The sequence below is a fragment of the Candidatus Hydrogenedentota bacterium genome (genome assembly GCA_013359265.1).
Lineage (GTDB): Bacteria > Hydrogenedentota > Hydrogenedentia > Hydrogenedentales > SLHB01 > JABWCD01.
In genome coordinates this window covers 58,319-78,564 of the sequence record JABWCD010000025.1, presented here as the reverse complement: position 1 = coordinate 78,564, position 20,246 = coordinate 58,319, and the positions used below count along the sequence as shown (strand labels likewise).

The 20,246-nt window shown below is 61.9% G+C and carries 16 protein-coding genes; all 16 read left to right on the top strand.

The window, feature by feature from the left end; all coding sequences use genetic code 11:
• Nucleotides 1–318: 318 nt before the first annotated feature.
• The 16 genes from HUU46_19970 to HUU46_19895 all read left to right on the top strand — a co-directional run bounded on the left by HUU46_19970 (nucleotide 319) and on the right by HUU46_19895 (nucleotide 20,233).
• Nucleotides 319–846: an OmpA family protein gene (locus tag HUU46_19970; protein NUM55923.1), complete on the top strand. Its 528-nt coding sequence runs from the start codon at nucleotides 319–321 to the stop codon at nucleotides 844–846.
• 268 nt (nucleotides 847–1,114) lie between these two features.
• Nucleotides 1,115–2,893 carry an acyl-CoA dehydrogenase family protein gene (locus HUU46_19965; protein NUM55922.1) on the top strand — a complete coding sequence of 593 codons (1,779 nt, stop codon included), beginning with the start codon at nucleotides 1,115–1,117 and terminating at the stop codon, nucleotides 2,891–2,893.
• 60 nt (nucleotides 2,894–2,953) lie between these two features.
• Complete coding sequence (locus HUU46_19960; protein NUM55921.1) at nucleotides 2,954–4,582, top strand: acyl-CoA carboxylase subunit beta; 1,629 nt, start codon at nucleotides 2,954–2,956, stop codon at nucleotides 4,580–4,582.
• Nucleotides 4,579–5,013: a hypothetical protein gene (locus HUU46_19955; GenBank protein NUM55920.1), complete on the top strand. Its 435-nt coding sequence runs from the start codon at nucleotides 4,579–4,581 to the stop codon at nucleotides 5,011–5,013. Before HUU46_19960 ends, HUU46_19955 begins: the two co-directional genes overlap by 4 nt.
• 84 nt (nucleotides 5,014–5,097) lie before the next feature.
• A complete protein-coding gene (locus HUU46_19950; protein ID NUM55919.1) occupies nucleotides 5,098–5,892 on the top strand; it encodes an AAA family ATPase in 795 nt (264 codons plus the stop codon).
• 45 nt (nucleotides 5,893–5,937) lie between these two features.
• On the top strand, nucleotides 5,938–6,444 hold the full coding sequence (locus tag HUU46_19945) for a DUF4375 domain-containing protein (protein NUM55918.1): 507 nt from the start codon (nucleotides 5,938–5,940) through the stop codon (nucleotides 6,442–6,444).
• 245 nt (nucleotides 6,445–6,689) lie between these two features.
• Nucleotides 6,690–8,039: a DUF1446 domain-containing protein gene (locus HUU46_19940; GenBank protein ID NUM55917.1), complete on the top strand. Its 1,350-nt coding sequence runs from the start codon at nucleotides 6,690–6,692 to the stop codon at nucleotides 8,037–8,039.
• Between the two features lie 70 nt (nucleotides 8,040–8,109).
• Nucleotides 8,110–8,454 (top strand): hypothetical protein, encoded by a 345-nt coding sequence (locus tag HUU46_19935; protein ID NUM55916.1) that lies wholly within the window; start codon nucleotides 8,110–8,112, stop codon nucleotides 8,452–8,454.
• A gap of 288 nt (nucleotides 8,455–8,742) precedes the next feature.
• The gene (locus tag HUU46_19930; GenBank protein ID NUM55915.1) at nucleotides 8,743–10,620 is read left to right on the top strand and encodes a CocE/NonD family hydrolase; all 1,878 of its coding nucleotides are present in this window, start codon (nucleotides 8,743–8,745) and stop codon (nucleotides 10,618–10,620) included.
• A gap of 221 nt (nucleotides 10,621–10,841) precedes the next feature.
• Entirely contained in the window at nucleotides 10,842–12,260 is a 1,419-nt protein-coding gene (locus tag HUU46_19925; protein NUM55914.1) for a sugar transferase, read from the top strand.
• The gene (locus HUU46_19920; protein ID NUM55913.1) at nucleotides 12,257–13,588 is read left to right on the top strand and encodes an oligosaccharide flippase family protein; all 1,332 of its coding nucleotides are present in this window, start codon (nucleotides 12,257–12,259) and stop codon (nucleotides 13,586–13,588) included. The genes HUU46_19925 and HUU46_19920 overlap by 4 nt, the downstream gene beginning before the upstream one ends.
• A 130-nt stretch (nucleotides 13,589–13,718) precedes the next feature.
• Nucleotides 13,719–15,182 carry an O-antigen ligase family protein gene (locus HUU46_19915; protein NUM55912.1) on the top strand — a complete coding sequence of 488 codons (1,464 nt, stop codon included), beginning with the start codon at nucleotides 13,719–13,721 and terminating at the stop codon, nucleotides 15,180–15,182.
• Nucleotides 15,124–16,047, top strand: a complete 924-nt coding sequence (locus tag HUU46_19910) for a metallophosphoesterase (GenBank protein NUM55911.1) — start codon at nucleotides 15,124–15,126, stop codon at nucleotides 16,045–16,047. The genes HUU46_19915 and HUU46_19910 overlap by 59 nt, the downstream gene beginning before the upstream one ends.
• Nucleotides 16,016–17,968, top strand: a complete 1,953-nt coding sequence (locus HUU46_19905; GenBank protein NUM55910.1) for an endo-1,4-beta-xylanase — start codon at nucleotides 16,016–16,018, stop codon at nucleotides 17,966–17,968. Before HUU46_19910 ends, HUU46_19905 begins: the two co-directional genes overlap by 32 nt.
• Nucleotides 17,968–19,122 carry a glycosyltransferase family 4 protein gene (locus tag HUU46_19900; GenBank protein ID NUM55909.1) on the top strand — a complete coding sequence of 385 codons (1,155 nt, stop codon included), beginning with the start codon at nucleotides 17,968–17,970 and terminating at the stop codon, nucleotides 19,120–19,122. The genes HUU46_19905 and HUU46_19900 overlap by 1 nt, the downstream gene beginning before the upstream one ends.
• Nucleotides 19,094–20,233, top strand: a complete 1,140-nt coding sequence (locus HUU46_19895; GenBank protein ID NUM55908.1) for a glycosyltransferase family 4 protein — start codon at nucleotides 19,094–19,096, stop codon at nucleotides 20,231–20,233. Before HUU46_19900 ends, HUU46_19895 begins: the two co-directional genes overlap by 29 nt.
• The last annotated feature ends 13 nt before the right edge of the window (nucleotides 20,234–20,246 follow it).

Below are 20,246 nucleotides of genomic sequence, written 5' to 3'. Positions count from 1 at the left end.
CAAAACACAATACCGATTCATCTTGTCGCCCAAATCCATCCCCACCGTCGTGCTATACTTCGTCATGGCCGATCTCCTCTTGTGAGCCTCGAGCTCGTTTAAAGTCTGGGAGCTACTCTATAGCATCCCGCAAAGGAGATCGGCCTTCTCATACTATCTCGTAATCGTCATCGTACTCGTAATCGATCTTCCTGCCCCGCGGTGCTCATCCACCCTTGCCTGCAAACCGCAAGAACACTCTCGCACAGCCCAACCAATCGAAACTTTTCCCGCCCCTCATGGATTCATCTGCCACGCCGGTTACAAACGCACGGGAGCATGAATCGCATGAACAGCATCGTCCGGACAGTTGCGCTGGTTGTTTGTGTCGCGCCGATTTTCGCCGCGGGTTGCGCTCGAAACGCGCCGCAACAGATGGCGCTTCAAGCGCACCACGACGATTCCGGTGGCGCAGGCGTCAACGGAACTGCCGCACTCGACGATTTTGCTGCAAACAAGTCCGATATCGGGCAGGTGAAAGCCGTCTACTTTGACTACGACAGCTACGCCCTTCGCTCGGATGCGTTGACGGCATTGCGCGGCAATGCATCGGTCTTCACGGGCGAACGCCGCGATTCACAGATTCAAGTCGAAGGCCACTGCGACGAACGCGGCACCCAGGAGTACAACCTCGCTCTCGGCGAACAACGCGCGCTCGCCGTTCGCCATCACCTCATGAACCTCGGCGTCAACGGCGCCCGCATCACGACGATCAGCTACGGCGAAGAACGTCCCGCCGATCTCGGCGCCACCGAAGATTCGTACGCGCTAAACCGCCGCTGCGAATTCAACGTGAGCGCACATTAGTTGCGCCAGTGGCGCACTCCTCGTCCCGCCTACCCTGTCATGCTCCGAACTCGAATCGATCTTGCCTAAAGATGCCGGACTGAAGTCTTGCGAAATCCTCGTCCCGCAACTTCGACTTTTCACGCCGTCGCACATATTGACAACCCCCGCCTCCAATGACAGAATGGCTGTTGGTCTTCTGGGCATAACTGGCCTCCGCGAGTAGGGTTGCGATTGTACGCGCGGCCCGAACGGACGGTAGGTAAACTGGCCGGTCGGCGAGGGTCTGATGAGCAACGAAGCGGCGCTCCAGGAAAAGCAAATCGAAATGGCGAAGGAGCTGCTCTTCTCCGGCGAGCGGCTCCCCAGTTTCGCGCAGGGACTCTTCATCGGCCAGTTCGATCACGCCCGCGTATTTCCGTTCCCCGAAGTTAACGCCGCAGAAAAGGATCGCACGGACGCGTTCTGCAAACGGCTCAACGCGTGGATGGACACCGCCGTCGATCCCGACGCAATCGATCGCAACGCGAACATTCCCGATTCCGTGGTTCGCGGGCTCGGCGAACTCGGCGTGCTTGGCTGCACGATCTCGAAGGAATACGGCGGCCTCGAGTTCACGCACTACGCCTACTGCCGCATGGTCGAGGAAATCGCGCGGCGTTGCGGTTCGCTGACGCTGTTCGTCAATGCGCACCAGAGCATCGGCATGAAGGCGCTGCTGCTCTACGGCACGAAAGAGCAGAAGGACCGCTGGCTCCCGCCGCTGGCGCGCGGCGAGATTCTGGCCGCGTTCGCGCTCACGGAACCCAACGCCGGCTCTGACGCCAACGGCATCGAGACGCGCGCGGTCTACGATCCCGCGCGAAATGCCTACATCATCAACGGCAAGAAACAGTGGATCACCAACGGCGGCATCGCGGATATCCTCACCGTGATGGCGCAGACGGAAGTGGACACGCCAAAAGGCAAGCAGGACCGTGTCACCGCATTTCTCGTCACGCCGGATATGTCCGGGTTCAAGGTCACCGACGTCGCGCTCGAGAAAGTCGGCATGCGCGGATCGAAAACCGCCAAGCTCGAATTCGAGAACATGGTCGTGCCGGAAGAAAACGTGCTTGGCAGCGTCGGCGGCGGACTCAAGATCGCGCTCAACGTGCTGAACTTCGGGCGCACGACGTTCAGCGCGGGCTGCACGGGCAACTGCAAGGACATGCTCGAGCGCGCCACCGCGCATGCAATAGAGCGCCACCAGTTCGATAAACCGCTCGCGGCGTTCGGATTGATCAAAGAGAAAATCGCCACGATGGCCGCACTTACCTACGCGATCGAAGCCTCGACCTATCTCACCGCGGGCCTGCTCGATCGCGGTGAGGAAGATTTCAAACTCGAAACCGCGATCGTCAAATGCTTCGCAAGCGAGTCGCAATGGCGCATTTGCTACGAAGCCATGCAGATTCTCGGCGGGCGCTCGTTCTTCACCGATCAACCCTTCGAACGCTACATGCGCGATGCGCGGCTCAACACCATCGGCGAAGGCGCAAACGAAGTGCTGCGCACCTTCCTCATCGCCGCGGTCGGCCTCGGCGACATCGGCCTCAAGGTCGAGGAAATGCTCGAGTCGAAAAGCAGGATCGGCGGACTCGGCAAGTTGCTGGGATTCGGCGCGTCGAGCATCGAGCGCATGCTGAAAACACCGACCGTCCCGGTGAAGTCTGCGGAGTTGCGCGGCGAAGCGGATCAACTCGCGTCCGCCACGCGCCGTTTCGGCATCGCCGTCATGCGCGCGCTCGCCACCTACCGCAAGGCCGTGCTCGACAAACAAATGCTCTGCAACCGCATCGCTGATTGCGTTATCGCGCTCTACACCGCCACCGCCGTTATCAGCAAAGTCGACTCCGATCTCGCCCGCGCCAACGGCACGAAGGACCGCCTGGCCAACGACATCGCCGTCGCGAAACTCTATTGCGCAATGGCGTTCGAGAAGATTGACCAATCGCTCGATACACTGTTCAAAAACAATGACGATCAATTTGAGGCTGTCTCCGATCGGCTCACCGGACGCAAGTAGCGCCATGCCAAACCCAAATCCAGAAACCGTCCATCAAGTCCATCGCGTCCATAACCGTCCATGAACGACGTCAGCACTGCGAAACCCAACTCCCTCCGCGCGCTCGTCGACGAAATCCTCGCGCAGGAAGCCGTGCTCCGCGAAGGCGGCGGCGCGGCGGGACGCGAGCGGCAAAAACGTCTGGGCCGCCTCACCGCGCGCGAACGCATCGAACGGCTGATCGACGACCCCGATAAATTCTTCGAACTCGGCCTGTGGGCCGCGCACAACATGTATCCTGACGCGGGTGACGTGCCGGCCGCCGGCGTCGTCGCGGGGGTCGGCTCAATCTACAACCGCCCCTGCATGATCATCGCGAACGACGCGACGGTGAAGGCCGGCGCGTTCTTTCCGCAGACCTGCAAGAAGATCATCCGCGCCCAGACGATCGCGTTCGAGAGTGCGATACCAATCGTCTATCTCGTCGATTCCGCGGGCGTGTACCTGCCGATGCAGGACGAAATCTTTCCGGATCAAGACGATTTTGGCCGCATCTTCCGTAACAATTCCGTGCTGTCCGCCGCGGGCATTCCGCAGATCGCCGCGATCATGGGCAACTGCATCGCGGGCGGCGCGTACCTGCCCGTGCTCTGCGACAAGCTTTTGATGACCGAAGGCAGCGGTTTGTACCTCGCGGGTCCCGCGCTGGTGAAGGCGGCCATCGGCCAGGTGGTCGATCCCGAAGACCTCGGCGGCGCGGCCATGCACGCGCAGGTCAGCGGCACCATCGATTTCCGCGAGCCGAACGACGAGGCCTGCATCGATCGCATCCGCGCACTCATCGAAATGCTGCCGGCTGAAAAGTGGGAGCGTTCGCTCGAGGGCGACGCCGGAACCACAACGGCGAAATCGCCGGATACGATTTACGATCTCGTCAGCGTCGACGGCCGCAAGGAATACGACGTCCACGATCTGCTTGCGGCCATCGTGGACAAAGACTCCACGCAGGAGTTCAAGGCCGAGTATGGCCAGACCGTCGTCACGACCTACGCGAAGATCGGCGGCATCGCCGTCGGCGTTGTCGCAAATCAGCGCAAACGCGTGCAGTCGAAAACCGAGGGTGTGCAGATCGGCGGCGTCATCTACGACGACAGCGCCGACAAGGCCGCGCGCTTCGTGATGGACTGCAACCAGACCGGCCTGCCGCTCGTATTCATTCAGGATGTGTTCGGGTTCATGGTCGGACGCGATTCCGAACAGGCAGGCATCATCCGCTGCGGCGCAAAACTCGTGAACGCGATGGCGAACAGCGTCGTGCCCAAGATCACGATGGTCGTCGGCGGCTCCTACGGCGCGGGCAACTACGCCATGTGCGGCAAGGCCTACGACCCGCGCTTCCTCTTCGCGTGGCCCAACGCGAAATACGCCGTCATGGGCGCGGACCAGGCCTCCGGCACCCTCTTCGACATCATCAAAAAGAGCGCCGAACGCCACGGCAAGGCCTTCGACGTGGACGAACTCAACGCCCTCCGCGAACGCGTCCGCAACGACTACCTCGAACACGCCGACGTCCGCTATGGCGCCGCCCGCGGCTGGATCGACGCCATCGTCGCCCCGCACGCAACCCGCGACGTGCTCATTACCGCGCTGCGTCTTGCATCGGGCAAAATGCCGCAGGCCCGCTACCACACGGGGGTGTTGCAGACATGACGGATGACGAATTCGGATGGTTGAGTTTCTATCAATCCAACCCGATCGCTGTCGCCGTGATAGTGGGCATTATCGCGATTTGTGCTGCTTTCGGAACCTTCTATCTGCGCGGATCGCAGATCGCCAAGTTCCGCCTTGAGATGGTACTGCGTACGGCGCTCAACCTCGTATTTACGGGAGTCACGCTCTATTGTGTCTACATGCTTTTCGAACTGCGGGTCCTACGCGAGGATTTTGACGAGCTTAGCCCTGTAATGGGTGAAACGGTAGTGCCGGGCATTATCCGGAATCTGAGCAGAAGCGCGATTCTGCATGGCGTCATTTCGTTGGGGATCGCGATCGGCGGTTGGTGGCTCCAATTCCGACGCGCAAAAAAGTTTCGGCGAGCCGAACTCTCGACTGATGCAAGCACTGCGAGTCCTTCGACATGAACGGGCAAAGTTACTCGTTACCAAATTCCCATTTGGTAACGCGCTCTTGAAAAGCTCCGCTTTGTCGTATCGCTATTGACCCAAATGACACAACTAAGCTCACAATTCATTCGTTCAGTCTCGCTCAAGCGCGACGATGTCCCCAGCTTCAACGCATATCCCTTCGACATCCCCGCCGTACGAATTCTTGATTCGCTGGACTTTCACCCCAGCGTCACCTATTTCGTGGGCGACAACGGCACGGGAGAATCGACGCTATTGGAGGCCATGGCCGTCGCGTTTGGCTTCAACCCGGAAGGTGGCACCCAAAGCTTCAGTTTTACGACACGCGAATCGCATTCCTCTTTGCACTTGTTTCTTCGAATAACGAAGGGAATCAAACGGCCAAAGACCGGTTTCTTCCTCCGCGCGGAAAGCTACTTCAACGTCGCAACTGCGATCGACAAATTGGATGAAGATCCACTCGGAGGGCCGCCCATTATCGACGCCTACGGCGGCATACCCCTGCATGAAATGTCCCGCGGCGAATCGTTCTGGGCGCTGCTCAAGCACAAGTTTCACGGCCAAGGACTCTACATACTCGACGAACCCGAAGCGGCATTGTCGCCGCCGCGCCAACTGTCCGCGCTGTCTCGCATCCACGAGTTAGTGCAGCAAGGCTCCCAATTCGTCATCGCCACGCACTCGCCGATCTTGATGGCCTATCCCAATGCGCGTATCTTCTTGTTTGGGGACGACGCGATCCGCGAAGTGCGCTACGAGGACACCGAGCACTACACTGTCACGCGCGACTTTCTGACGCACCGCGAGACGATGTTGCGCGAGTTGCTGCAAAGTCCTCAGATGGATATTGACGAGCTGGAAACGGGCGGAGCCTGAGTTACCCAATAATCTTGCTTCACACATTGGAAGGAGTTGCACAGCATGCCGGGAACTGAATGGCTGGACGGATATGACGGGCAAACGACCGACGAATTGATCGCACTCGAAAAGGACTATCGCATTGACTCCATCGTGCTGGCCTTTGAACAGGCCGTGCAGGAGAAGGAGTACGAGTGCGGCCCCGAAAACCTCACTGACGCCGAGCGCGTGATTGTCGCCGTCGAGGCCATCGAACGTGAGGTGAACAATGGAGGATACGGACAGTTCTTCATCAACAGCAGCAATGCGTACGCTCCCATTGCGGTGTCCGCGTTGAACCAAATCGGATGTTCAGCGACCGCCGCGATAACGCAGCGCGCCATCAACGCGCTTGGCGCGCTTCCGGACTTGTCCCCGGAAACGCTGGAAGACCGAATGAACGAGGACGACCCCGCGCGCGACGAAGCGCTCGGCAAAGCCGACGAGGACTACTATTCCACCGGCGAAGCCATCGCCGACCGGCTGTTCGACTTCATCAAACAAAACCGCGCGCAGATTCTTTCTCGATAAGCAATGAAGACTGAATCCCTCATCGGTGAAGTCTGTACTATTCACACTCGGCTTGGTGAATTCTTGACGCAATTTCGAAGCGCCAGGCCAAGAAAACATTGCGGAACGACAGACCCGATACGCCTGGCAGACCCGATAGATTCGGCTCGCGTTTTTTCTGCGGAACCCGGAACCCGGTACCCGATACCCGCTGTTTTTGGGTTTTGGCTGCGTTATGCTGCGCCATCTGTAGATAGGTTTTCCGCATGCTACGCATAGGCAATGCACAAGGCTTCTGGGGCGATTCGGTCGATGCGCCGGCGATGCTGCTCGCGCAGCAGCCGGACCTCGATTACCTGACGCTCGACTACCTCGCCGAAGTGTCCATGAGCATCATGGCCGCACAGCGCGCGAAGGACCCGTCGCTCGGGTACGCGCGCGATTTCGTCGATGTCGTGAAGTCGCTCGCGCCCGCATGGAAGGCCGGGTCGAAGGGCAAGCTGATAGCGAACGCGGGCGGGCTGAACCCGCAGGGTTGCGCGAGTGCTTGCGCGGCGGCCTTGCGCGAGGCCGGTTGCACGCATCTGCGCATCGGCGTCGTCACCGGTGACGACGTGTTATCGATCCTGAAATCGCGCCCGGGCGATCCATTGTTCAAGAATCTTGAAACCGGCGAGCCGCTGTCGGCCGTTCTCGATCGCATCTTCACCGCGAATGCATACTTCGGTTCCGCGCCGGTCGTCGATGCGCTGAAGCAGGGCGCGGACATCGTCATCACCGGCCGCACGGCGGACCCCAGCCTTGTCGCCGCGCCAGCGATTTTCCACTACGGCTGGTCATGGGAAGATCACGATCACATCGCAGGCGCGCTGATTGCCGGTCACGTGATCGAATGCGGCGCGCAGGTCACCGGCGGCATATCAACGAATTGGCTCGACGTGCCCGATGCCGCAACCATTGGGTTCCCCTTCGTCGAAATGGAGGAAGACGGTTCGTTTGTCGTCACGAAACCCAAAGCAGGCGGCGGTTGCGTGAACGAACAGACGGTAAAAGAACAGCTCTTTTACGAAATCGGCGACCCCGGCAATTACATCAGCCCGGATGCGCGCGTGTCGATGCTGTCGCTCACCGTGCACGACGAAGGCAATGATCGGGTGCGCGTGCGCGGCGCGAAAGGCTCCGCCGCGACCGGCTCCTACAAAGTCAGCGCCACCTACCGAGACGGCTACTGGGCGCAGGGCATGCTGACGATCTTTGGGCGCGACGCCGTAAAAAAAGCGAAGCGCTGCGGCGAAATCGTGATCGAACGCGTGCGCCGCGCCGGTTACGAACTCGACCAACACAACATCGAATGCATCGGCACGGGCGCCTGCGGTCCTGGGCTGTTCCCAACACCCGAATTGCAGGAAACCGTCCTCCGCATCGCCGTACATGATTCCCGCAAAGACGCCGTCGATCGCTTCTCGAAGGAACTCGCCCCGCTCGTCACCAGCGGCGCACAAGGCGTCACCGGCTTCAGCGGAGGACGACCGCGCGTGAGCCCTGTGTTTGGGTATTGGCCGTGCCTTATCAATAAGAGCGAAGTGCCCTACAAAGTTGAGGTGGTCACGATATGATACTTCGTGCTCGTGCTCGTGCTCGTGCTCGTGCTCGTAATCGTAATCGATCCAGCGGACCTGCAGTACGATGAAAATCCGCCTTGGCGAAATCGCATACGCCCGCAGCGGCGACAAAGGCTCCGGCGCAACGCTCGGCATCATTGCGTACACCGCGAAAGGCTACGAGGTGCTTTGCGACGCGCTCACCGCAAGCGCGATGGAAGCCTATTTCAAACCCATGGGCGCCGTCGGCGTCAAACGCTACGAAGTGCCCAAACTCCACGTACTCAATTTTGTCCTTCCCGAGGTGCTCGCGGGCGGCGGCAGCCGTTCGCTCCGGATCGACGCGCAGGGCAAGGCGGTCGGCCAAGTCGCGCTCGAAATGCTGATCGAAGTGCCTGAGTCCCACGTCGCCGCCTGCCGCAAACCATAACGTTGTGGACAGAACGCGATCCGCCCGGAATCCGAGTCGGTTGGAAATTGGAATCCGCCCCTGTGTTAAACTCCTGCGTTTTTGTGTACGGGACCGCTTGAGAACCATCTAGCAGCCCGTGGCAAAAGTCCAGATACCGCAATTCGTGGCGTCCCGCTCTCCGTGGCGGGCGCGATTTTGGGCCGAACTTGGCCTCTCCGCGTTTCGCCCGGCGCGGAGACCGGGCGCTACAGGACTTTTGCCACGGGCTGCTAGGCCACCTCGGAAGTACGGGCAAGTTTTCGCACGATGCGTGTCACAGTTGTATTGCTTGCGCTCCTGTCGAGCTTTGTGTGTGGCAGTTCCGCCCTTGCCGAATCGCTCACTCCTGCCGGAGTTCCGCGGAACCAATCCCTTTATGTAACCATGCGCGACGGCGTAAAGATCGCCGTGGACGCGTGGGTGCCTGCCACGCTCGCGCCCGGCCAAAGGGTCCCCGCCCTACTCAAGATGACCAGTTACTGGCGCGCAGTTGGTCTTGCCGAGCGGACCGGCGCGTTCCGCGTGTTGGGCGCGGTGGGCATGGTGCCCACGGAAGACATCAACAAGCCGGAGGCCGACGCGTACGGCGCGCAGGGCTACGCGCTGGTCTACGTGGATGTGCGCGGCAGCGGCGCGTCGTACGGCTCGCGCAAGTACCCTTTCACCGAGAACGAGCTGAACGATTACAGGGAAATCGTCGACTGGATCGTTGCGCAGCCCTGGTCCAACGGCAAAGTGGGCGCGATGGGGTGCGCATACGAAGGCACGGCGGCGGAATTGCTGCTGACACGCGGGCACCCGGCGGTTAAGGCCGTCGCGCCGATGTTCAGCGATTTCGATCCGTGGCTCCACCTCGTGTCGCCCGGCGGCGTCACGAACGAATGGTTCATCCGGTTCTGGCGCGACGGCACGCGCATGCTCGACACCAACGACCTGAACGCGCTGGCGAAGTTCAAGGGCCACGACGCCGATACCTTGAAGCGCGTCATCACCGGCGTCAAACGAGTCTCCGAAGACGTGTCGGGTTCGCTGCTCACATCGGCACTCGCGTTGCGCGCGCAGAACGCGGACGTCTACGCCGCGGCGCGGAAAGCCGAGTTTCGCGACGACCCCTTCGGGTCCGGTCCGCCGTTCGCGGCGTTCAGCAGCTATGCCATGAAGGATGCGATCGAGCGCTCGAACGCCCCCATGTTCGTGTGGGTGAGCTGGCTCGACGCGGCGACCGTCAGCGGCGCGCTCAGTCGTTATATGACATTTTCGAACCCGATGCGCGTCGTCATTGGCCCGTGGTCGCACCAGGGCAGGTTCGATGCAAACCCGTTCGCACCCGCCGTTGCCGAACTCGAAGTGACGAAACAAACGCGCGACGAGCGCTTGATGCGGTTTTTCGATGCGTATTTGAAGGACACTCCGGAACGTACCGCCGGCCGCTCGATCGAGTACTTCACCATGGGCGAGAACAAATGGAAGTCCACGGAAACCTGGCCGCCGAGTGGCGTCTCGACAATCCCGTGGTACTTCGCCCCGAACAATGCGCTCTCGCCGTCCGCACCCGCCGGTCTTGGCGCGTCCGATTCGTACACCGTGGATTTTACCGCGAGCACCGGCGCCAGTAACCGCTGGCGCACGCAGGCGCAGGGCGAGGACGTGGTCTACGCCGACCGTGCCGAGCAAGACGCGAAGATACTGACGTACACCAGCGCGCCGCTCGATGCCGACACCGAAATCACGGGCACACCGGTGGTCACGCTGCACTTGAACTCGACTGAAAGCGACGGTGCGTTCTTCGTGTACCTCGAACGGGTCGACGCGGCCGGCGCCGTTACGTACATCACCGAAGGCATGCTGCGCGCGCAAAGCCGGGAGCTTTCGGAGTCGCAACCGCCCTATGCGCTGCTCGGCCCGAATCATACCTACACCCGGGCGGACAGCGCGGCGCTGGTTCCCGGCGAGACCGCGGAGTTGCGGTTCGAACTGGTCCCGACGTCCGTGCTGCTGCGCGCAGGCGACCGCATCCGCGTCGCGATCGCCGGACACGACGCGTCGTGTTTCGCGCGGTATCCGACCGCGGGGACCCCCGTGATCTCGGTCATGCGCGACGCGGCGCGCGCGTCTCGTATCGACCTGCCGATTGCCGCGCGTTGACTCGCAAAAGGTGCCGACGCGAGCAGGTTTTCGCCCCGTAATTGGTTGACATATCCGGCACGGTCGCGATACGCTACCGCGCAGTTCTGGTTCTGTTTCGATCGACTCGAGGGGTAGCGATCGCGCAGCATGGGAGCATACGGTTCGGTCCCTCCAGCGAAAGGCCGTCCCAGGCCGTCTGTTGGGTCACGGCGTGACACCGTGACCGCACAAACCGCACGATGAATTTTCTGAAACGAAATGCCGGATTGTTAACGCTCACGCTCGCCGCGTGCGACGTGCTGTGCATACTTGCCGCGGCCGCCACCGCCTCATACATCCTCGAACCGGGCGACTGGCGGCAGGACGTCATCGACCACCGCTTCTATTTCGGCCTCTTCATCCTCGCGTGGCTCTTGGGCGCGAGCGATCAGCGCCTGTTCGCGTCGCAGCGCGGCGACAGCCTGCTAACGCAACTTATCGCGATCGGGCGTACGCTCGCATTTTCGCTTGGCGTGTCCCTCGTGCTCATGCTGTTCTTCTTCCGGCAGAGCATCGACCGCGAATACTTCGGGCTGTTCGGCGGCGCGGTCATCATTTACATACTCGTGTTTCGCGTGGCGATGCGCCTGTTCCTTTGGAGCATTCGCCGGCGCGGATACAATTTCCGCCAGATTCTCATCATCGGCGCAAACCCGCGCGCCCGCCATTTGGTCGAGATCATGATCAGCCACGGGCAATACGGCTACCACCTCGTCGGACTACTCGACGACGAACCCGATCGCGTGAAGTTCCTGGATGAATTCAATGTCGAATACCTCGGCGGTGTCCACGATCTCGAACGCATACTGTTGGAACACGTGATCGACGAGGTCTACATCTGCCTGCCGGTGCGCAAGTACTACACGACGATCAACAGCGCGGCGCACCTGTGCGAAGGCGTGGGCGTACCCGTCCGGCTCATCGCCGACCTGTTCCCGCTGCGCGTCGCGACAAGCCGCGTGCACCAGCTCGAAGATATTCCGCTGCTGTCGTTGTCCGCAATCCCGGAGGCGCAGGGCCAGCTCATTCTCAAGCGTACGATCGATATGATCGCGTCCGCGGCTTTCCTGCTCGTCATCGCGTGGTGGCTGTTTCCACTGCTCGGCGCAATCATCAAATTGGAATCCAAGGGGCCCATGTTCTTCCTCCAGGACCGCGTCGGGCTGAACGGGCGCAAGTTCAAGTGCATCAAGTTTCGCTCGATGGTCGCGAACGCCGAGGCCCTCAAGGAGTCGCTCGCCGCCCACAACGAAGCCGATGGTCCCGTCTTTAAGATGAAAGACGATCCGCGCATGACGCGCTTTGGAAGGTTCATCCGCAAGACCAGTATCGACGAGTTGCCGCAGTTCTTCAATGTGTTCCTTGGCGACATGAGCCTCGTCGGGCCGCGCCCGCCGGTACCGAAGGAAGTCGCACAGTACTCGTGGGACCAGCGCCGCCGCCTGAGCGTGCGCCCGGGTATCACCGGTCTGCAGCAGGTCAGCGGGCGCAGCGACTTGTCGTTCGACGAATGGGTCGAACTCGACCTCGCGTACATTGACAACTGGTCGCTCGAACAGGACCTGCGCATCCTCGTGCGCACGCTGCAAGTCGTCCTCACCGGCCGGGGGGCGCGGTGACCGATTCAGGCGATCCCGCGGCAGGCCAGGCGGCATCGCTGGCGGCGCGGGTCCGCGCGTCATGGTTCGGCGCGTTCACGTCCGTCTTCTTCGCGCGCGGCATCGCCAGCGTCGCGACCTTCCTCACCATCGCGTTGCTGGGCCGCACACTCGGCCGCGCGCACTACGGCGACCTTGTCATTCTGCTCACGATCATGAAAGTGGCCTCCGAACTGGCGGGGCCGGCGTTGGACACGGCGCTCGTGCGGTTTGTCGGCGCGGCGGAATCGGGCGCCGCGTCCGCAGCCGTCTACGTGCATGCCGTATTTCGCGCGAAGCTGTGGTTGGCCATGGCGATTGTCGTTGCGGGCGTATTGATGGTCTGGCCGATTCAGCAAGTCATCTTCCTGCGCGAATCGAACCCGAACGTACCGCTGTACGCACTGGCTCTCGCGTTTCTCGGCGCGGCGCTCACGCTCTTCTACGCCTTTGTGCAGACCTGCTTTCAGGCGCGGCAGTTGTTCGGGGCGTACGCGTGGCTCGAAGTGCTCGCCGCGGTGCTGCGGCTCGTGGCCGTGGGCGCGCTGGCGCTCTCGGGTTTCGGCACGGTCACGCCCATGTTCATCGCATATGCCGGCGCGCCGCTCGTCGTAGCCGCGCTCGCCTGGCGCTCCTTGCCCATCGGAATCTCGGCCGCGGAACCGGTTCCAGCCGCGGTGTGGGCCGAGCTGTGGCACTTCACAAAATGGGTCGTCGCCGCCTGCGCGTTCACAAGCCTGGCGCAGCGCATCGACGTGTTTCTGATCGCCGCGTTCGACGTGCCCGCCGAGTCGGTCGGAGATTACTGCGCCGCCGTGCAGCTCACGCTCCTCGGCGACCTCGTCATTATCACGCTGTTTAACGTCTTGCTCCCCAAAGCGAGCCGCCTCCACAAACGCACCGAATTGCTCGCGTTCCTGCGCAGCTTCGGTCTGCCCACGGCCGTCGGGTTTGTCGCACTGGTCCCGTTGCTGCTCGGATCGGGCCCCATCGCCGAATGGACGTTTGGCGACGCATTCGTCGATACCGGCGCCCTGTTCGCGCTCCTTCTGGTGGGGACCGCGTTCGCGTTGGGCAGCGCGCCCGCCGGCGCAGCGCTCTACGGCCTCGGAAAATCGCGCGCCATTGCGGCGCTCGAATGCGCTAAAATGATGGGCGTGCTCGTCGGCGGGGCAGTAATGGTCCCCCAGTTCGGCGTGTTCGGGATGGCGTGGATCGTGGCCGCGGTCAAGGGGTCTGTCGGCGTCCTGACGTACGGCCTCGCGTTGTGGCACGTGCTACGGCGCAAACCTGCAGGGGACACTATATAGTGGACATTGGCCCCTCGGTTGGGCTATATATAGTATAAGCTAAGCGGAGTAAAACCGCTTTTTTTGGGGAGTCCGCACAATACTCATGGCCGCGCTTCCGCGAACCCAAGCCCCGGCGTCCTCGAACACCATGACAATCGGCCTGGTGATAGTGCTCGGCCTTGCGCTCGCGATTGCCGTGGTGGCGGCGGGCACGTGGGCCATCGCCGCGATTATCGGCCTCTATTTCTTTCTGGTGTTTCTGCGCGAACCCGTGCGCGGCCTCTACCTGACAACCATCCTCCTCCTTCTCTCCGGCATCGCACTACCGGTGGGCGGGTCGCCCATCATGTTGCCTGGCGCCGCGGCCAAACTCTGCGGCATGGCGGCGTTGGCGGCGTGGCTGTTTAACACGTTTTCGACCGGCAAGCGCCTGCGGCTCGGCTGGGAAGTGTGGGCTGTGTTGGCCTTCGCGGCGTGGTCGCTGGTGGGGATCAGCTATTCGCTCATCTGGCGCGTGCAGCTTCCCGAGTGGACGCGCATGCTGAACTTCGTGGCGTTCTTCATTTTCGCCATCCACGTGCTCGACACGCGCGACAAGCTGCACAACTTTGTGATCGTCATCGTGTCCTGCGCGGGAGCGATGGGCGTGTACGCCATCATGCAATACCTGATGCCGTCGCTGCAGTTCACCGGCATTGCCGGCTTGGAAGGAATAGCGTCGGGATCGGACCTGGCGTTTATCGATCCGGAAGGCACGGCATCGGGCGGGGCCGTCCGTGTGACGGGTGGCACCGGCCACTCGAACTGGCTCGCATTCACGCTGCTGATGGTCATGCCGCTCAACGTCTATTGGTATTCCACGCGCACTACGCGAAACGGACGGCTGTTCGTCGCCGCCATTACGATTGTGGAACTGGCCGCCTTGATTCTAACGTTCACGCGCCTCGGAATGGTCGTGGGCGTGCTTGTCGTCCTGGTGCTGTTGGCGAAACGTTCGGTGAAACTCACGCCGCAACGGGTGTGCGCCCTGGCGGTCGCCCTGCTGTTGGCGTGGTTCGCATTGCCCGCGGCATATAAGGAACGTGTCATCGACTTCTCGACCTATTCGCGCAGCGAATCGACCGCCGCGCGCCTCGAACTCCAACAGTACGCCTGGCAGTACATGCAGGAATTCCCCGTCATGGGAATCGGCCTCGCCGGTTTCGGCCCGCGGTTCTACGACGAAAATACCGACACGTCGCAAATGCTGCGATGGATGGTGAAGTACCTCGGCTGGAACCCCGTCTATTACGGTCCGCACAATTTCTACCTGCAAATCGGCGCCGAGGCCGGGTCAGTCGGCCTGATGATCATGCTGTTTTTCATCGTGCGCGCGCTGATGAACGCGCAGCGCGCGGAACGTTCGTTCCGGGAGCGCGGCAACGCACGGTTCGCGCTCCTGGCGGCGACATTGACGGTAAGCGTGTTGGCGTTCGTTTTCTGCGGGCTGTTCCTGCACGCGTTGCAGCAGAAGATATGGTGGATGGTGTTCGCCGCCGCCGCCGCGCTTCCCTATGTTGCCACGCACGGGTCCGGACGGACGTTCGAGGGAGAAGACCCTGAATACGACTAATGCCGCGCGGTTGGCGCTTGCAGCGTTATGCATTGCGATCGCCGGGTGCGCGACGCATCCGCACGCGCACATCGAACACAACGTGGCCACGGATGCCAAACCGTGGACCAGCCTCGACCTCAACAACGATCCGGACCAGTTCCACTTCGCCATCGTCACCGATCGCACCGGCGGCGCGCGCCCCGGCATCTTCGAGAGCGCAGTCGATAAGATCAACCTGCTCCAGCCCGAGTTTGTCATGAGTATCGGCGACTTGATCGAAGGCGACAGAACGAACACGGCGCAAGTCGATGCCGAGTGGGCGGAGTTTAAGGAAATTGTCGGCAAACTCGAAATGCCGTTTTTTCATGTCCCCGGAAACCACGACATGAAAAGCGACATGATGGTCGAAGAATGGCGCCGGCGCTTCGGGCCAATCTACTATCACTTCCGCTATCGCGATGTCCTCTTCCTTTGCCTGAACACCGAGGACCCGCCCGCTTCGCACATGAGCGACGCACAGGTCGAGTACGTACGCAAGGCGCTCGACGAAAACAAGGACGTGCGGTGGACGCTTGTCTTCATGCACAAGCCGCTGTGGGACTACGAGGACACTGCCGGGTGGGAGAAGATCGAGCCGCTGTTGCAGGGCCGCCCGCACACGGTCTTCACCGGACACCGCCACAACTACATGAAGTTCGAGCGGCATTCGCACAAGTACTTCGTGTTCGCGACTACGGGTGGCAGTTCCAAGTTGCGCGGCGTCGCCGCAGGCGAATTCGACCACGTCATCTGGGTCACCATGATGAACGACGGCCCGCGCATCGCCAATCTCCTGCTCGACGGCATCCTGGATGAGAACGTCCGCGTCGCTCCGGCGAAATAGACTGGCTCGCGCCGGTCTGCGCTGGGCGGGGCATGTCCCTCTCGCGCTAGTTGCCGCGTTGTCCATTTCCGCTGCGGCCCAATCGGCGTCCATTAGCGGGAACATAAGCGCCGCTGCGTCCGGTAAGCCAATTTCGTACGCATTCGTTGCGTTGACCGATTCATCGTTTGCACCCGTTGCACAAACGTCGACCTCCACGGGCGGCGAGTTCGAGATCGCTATCGAGAAGCCCCTCGCGCACGGCTATATACTGGTGCAACCGCCTGCATCCGTCACGAAGGACGGCATCGAGACCTACGCCCTTGCGCCGCGCGTCTATGCCTACGCAGGCGAGACTTCGCTAAACATAAGACTTCCCAACGCCGCCTGCATCGTGTTGCGCGCGTACGATACTCAGGGGCGTCTCATGCGATGGGAAGACTTCCGCGCCCGCGGCGCCATCGGCGATCAATTCATGGTTGCGACGGACACGAGCGACTGCGCCGTCGAGGCCACGTGCTGGCCGGTGTTCGACGACGAGGCCGTGAAACTCGGCCGCCCGCGCGAAAAGGGGTTACCTGCGTTGGTGGTGGCGCCGGGGCACGTGTACGTGCCGCAAGTCCTGTTCTGGGAAACCCGAGGCTACGGCAAGCTTCACCTGCGTGCGGACAACGGTGGCGCGGGCTTCAACGTGACTGCGTCCCAACCGCTGATCATCGACTTGAATCTCGAACTCGCGCGCACCGCCGTTAGCGATCTTGCCCACCGATTTTCCGGCGACGCGGCGGCGTTCGACGTAGCCTTGGAAAAGGCGAAGGGCCTCCGCGGCGCCGCGGAACGCGCCGCGGCCGCGGACGCCGTACTCGCCGACGCGCTCAAGCTCCGCGACGAACTCGAACTCAAACGCGCACGCGACACCATCGCAAACCGGGGCCCGCGCGCCGATTTCTCCTTCGGCGTGTTCGAGGGCAGCCCGTACGACGCGCAGGCTTTTCAAATCGCGCGCGATGCCGGCTTCGATCTCGCGACCGTGTTGCTCGGCTGGGGCTGGACGGATGCGCGTGGTGGCGCAATAGACAGAACAGCCATCGAACAGACATTCGGCATCGAGCGGTTGCGCAAACAAGGGTTCCAGGTAAAGGCACACGGCGTGGTCTGGCTACAGGACTACGGCATCCTCCCGGATCGCGCGCGCGGCATGCAACCGGACGCGCTGCGCGACGCGATGCTGCAACAGGAAAAGGCGCTGCTCGACGCCTACGGCGACACCTTCGCGGTGTGGGAAGCCATGAACGAACCCAACGTGACGAATGTCGTTGATGTGCCGCGTGAAATTGTCGCCGGCCTGTTCGCTCAGTCCGCGCAGTCCATCGCTGCGCATGAAAATCTGACCGGCCTCGTGAATTCCGCTCACGAGGGTGACTACGGGCGCCGGTTCGCCGTGCACACACTCGACAACATACCCGCGAACGACTGGAACCGCACCTACCTCGCGTATTTGAACGGGGCCGATGTCGGGCCCGCTGTGTCCCAGCTTGACGCGATCGGTCTTCAGCTCTATCCCGGCTTCCATTTCAACGAATCGTTCGGTGGGCTGCAGGGCCCAGCCACGACACCATCCTGGTTGATCGATACGATTGAACGTTATTCGGCATTAAAGAAGCCGATCCACATCACCGAGTTCTCGCTGCCGTCGTCGTACCAGCCGGGCTGGACCTCCGGCTATTGGCGCGAGCAATGGACGGAACAAACGCAGGCCGATTACGCCGAAATGGTCTTCACGTTTGCGTATGCGAATCCCAATGTCCACTCCATCACATGGTGGGACATTACGGACACGAAATCTTCCGTCGTCACGGGCGGATTGTGCGACGCGAGCGGCAAACCCAAACTCGTGCTCGATCGATTGGCGAAGCTGATCGCGTCATGGAAGTCGCCGTGATGCCGCGCAACGTCCTCTATCTGATTCGCAGTTGGGCGTTCGGCGGGTCGCACACCGTCCTGCTCACGCTGATGAAGCACCTGCCCAGGGACAGGTACAACGTGGTCTGCGTGCCGTACGACACGTTCTCGGGTCTGGACGAAATATTCATCGATCAGGCGCGCAAGCGCGGACTTCCGCCGTCGGACGAACGCATACCCTGGAAGTCGCGCGGGAACTGGTGGAAAGCCCGCGCGAAGGTGCTCGAACTCGTGCGCAAATACGACATCGACCTGATACACACACATGACCCCCATTCGAACACGATGATTGGCATCGGGCGCGGCGCGTGGCCCTGCGCCGTCGTGGCGAGCGCGTACGGATGGTGGGACGGTTTCGTGCCGTTCCGCCGGTTTGTCTATCAATGGATCGAACGCGATTTCGCACTGCGCCATTTCGATCGGGTGATTACCGTTTCAGAACACATGAAACTGCGCATCCTCAAGGGCCCCACGCCGGAGTCGATCGTTCGCGTCATTTACACCGGCATCGAGCCGCCACCTTCGTCCCACGCACGCGCCGCCTTTCGCGCGCAGCACGGCATACCGGACGACGCGGTCGTCGTTGGGACTGTCAGCCGCGTGTCCGTCGAAAAGGGCCACGCGCATCTCATCGACGCCATCGCAATGCTGCGCGACCGGCACCCAAGACTGCGTGCCATGATCGTGGGGCAAGGCCCGGAAAAAGCCGCATTGGAGCAGCAGACCGCAAAACGTGCCTTGAAGGAAATAGTAACCTTCACTGGTTTCCGCGACGATTTGCCCGCGGCATTTTCGGCGATGGATATCTTTGCCCAGCCGTCCGTTCAGCAGGAGGGGCTGCCTACCGCGATCCTCGAGGCGCAGGCCGCGGGCCTCCCGGTGATCGCGTCCGACATCGGCGGCGTGAAGGAATCCGTCCACGGCGGGCTGCTCGTGCCGCCGGGCGACGCATCGGCGTTGGCGAATGCGATAGAATCACTGGTGACAGACGCGGACAAGCGTCACTCGATAGGGGACGCCGCGAAAGCGTTTGTCGAGCGATCGTTTTCGCTCGAAAGCATGGTGCGCCGGGTGGCGGAAACGTACGAAGAGGCAATCGACCGACATGCCGCGCGGCAAGCGTCCGCAAGGTGACATCGAGCTGAAGCGCGTCGGAATCGACGCGCACGCGATAGGGTCGCGCGCGGGGGGCAACGAAACCTACATGCGCGAACTGCTGTTCGCGTTGCGCGAACACGCGCCGCGCCGCGACTTCGTCGTATACGCCCAGCGCGGCGTCTCGCCCACGATGCTCGCCGGGTGGCCCGTCGTGCCGTTGCCGCGCGCGTCGTCGTTCCTGCGCGTGCCGATCACGTTGCCGCGCGCCGTGCAACGCAGCGGCGCCGACCTGCTGCACGTGCAGTACAACGCCCCGCCGGTCAGCCCGTGCCCGTTCGTGGTCAGCGTCCACGACATCGGCTGGGTCAAACATCCGCAGTTTTTCACGCCCGGTATGCGCAGCCGCCTCGCGCTGCTCACGCCGAACACCTTGCGCCGCGCGCGCCGCGTCTTCGCATTGACGCGGGCCATCGCACAGGAAATCGCGGAAGTGTACGGCACGCCGATCGAGCGCATCGATGTCGTTTCGCCCGCCGTCGATCCCGTCTACCAGCCGCACCACGTCGATTCGGAAGTGGATGCCGTGCGGCAACGCTATCATCTGCCCAGCGATTTCGTACTGTACACCGGCGCGTTGCAGCCGCGAAAGAACCTGACGCGGCTCGCCACCGCGTTTTCCCGGCTTGTCAAGAAAGGCCTGCCGCACGCACTTGTCATTGCTGGACGCCGCGCCTGGCTGCATAAGGGCATGCTTGACGACATCGAGAAGCTCAATCTCGGCGACCGCATCCACTTCACAGGCTACGTCGAGCAGGCGGACCTGCCCTGCCTGTATGCCGCCGCGTCCGCGTTCGTGTACGTGTCGATCTACGAAGGGTTCGGACTGCCCGTGCTCGAAGCGCTCGCCAGCGGCACACCGGTGTTGGGCTCGTCAATCCCGGCAATCAAGGAAGTCGCCGGCGACGCCGCGGTATATTGCCACCCGCTCGATGTGTACGACATGGAAGCGAAATTGGATCGCGTGCTGACCGACACGGACTTGCGAAACGCCTTGCGCGCCGCCGGCCCCAAACGCGCCGCACGCTTCACGCGAAAAGCAATGGCCAACGCCGCCCTCGAAGGCTACCGCCGCGCGCTGGAACGGTAAGCCGCCACGTTAA

Coding starts and splice junctions, on each gene's coding strand:
- HUU46_19905 (NUM55910.1), top strand. CDS start 16,016: ATGAGAACGTCCGCGTCGCTCCGGCGAAATAGACTGGCTCGCGCCGGT.
- HUU46_19945 (NUM55918.1), top strand. CDS start 5,938: ATGCCGGGAACTGAATGGCTGGACGGATATGACGGGCAAACGACCGAC.
- HUU46_19965 (NUM55922.1), top strand. CDS start 1,115: ATGAGCAACGAAGCGGCGCTCCAGGAAAAGCAAATCGAAATGGCGAAG.
- HUU46_19930 (NUM55915.1), top strand. CDS start 8,743: ATGCGTGTCACAGTTGTATTGCTTGCGCTCCTGTCGAGCTTTGTGTGT.
- HUU46_19970 (NUM55923.1), top strand. CDS start 319: ATGAATCGCATGAACAGCATCGTCCGGACAGTTGCGCTGGTTGTTTGT.
- HUU46_19940 (NUM55917.1), top strand. CDS start 6,690: ATGCTACGCATAGGCAATGCACAAGGCTTCTGGGGCGATTCGGTCGAT.
- HUU46_19960 (NUM55921.1), top strand. CDS start 2,954: ATGAACGACGTCAGCACTGCGAAACCCAACTCCCTCCGCGCGCTCGTC.
- HUU46_19925 (NUM55914.1), top strand. CDS start 10,842: ATGAATTTTCTGAAACGAAATGCCGGATTGTTAACGCTCACGCTCGCC.
- HUU46_19955 (NUM55920.1), top strand. CDS start 4,579: ATGACGGATGACGAATTCGGATGGTTGAGTTTCTATCAATCCAACCCG.
- HUU46_19900 (NUM55909.1), top strand. CDS start 17,968: ATGCCGCGCAACGTCCTCTATCTGATTCGCAGTTGGGCGTTCGGCGGG.
- HUU46_19895 (NUM55908.1), top strand. CDS start 19,094: ATGCCGCGCGGCAAGCGTCCGCAAGGTGACATCGAGCTGAAGCGCGTC.
- HUU46_19910 (NUM55911.1), top strand. CDS start 15,124: ATGTTGCCACGCACGGGTCCGGACGGACGTTCGAGGGAGAAGACCCTG.
- HUU46_19935 (NUM55916.1), top strand. CDS start 8,110: ATGAAAATCCGCCTTGGCGAAATCGCATACGCCCGCAGCGGCGACAAA.
- HUU46_19950 (NUM55919.1), top strand. CDS start 5,098: ATGACACAACTAAGCTCACAATTCATTCGTTCAGTCTCGCTCAAGCGC.
- HUU46_19915 (NUM55912.1), top strand. CDS start 13,719: ATGACAATCGGCCTGGTGATAGTGCTCGGCCTTGCGCTCGCGATTGCC.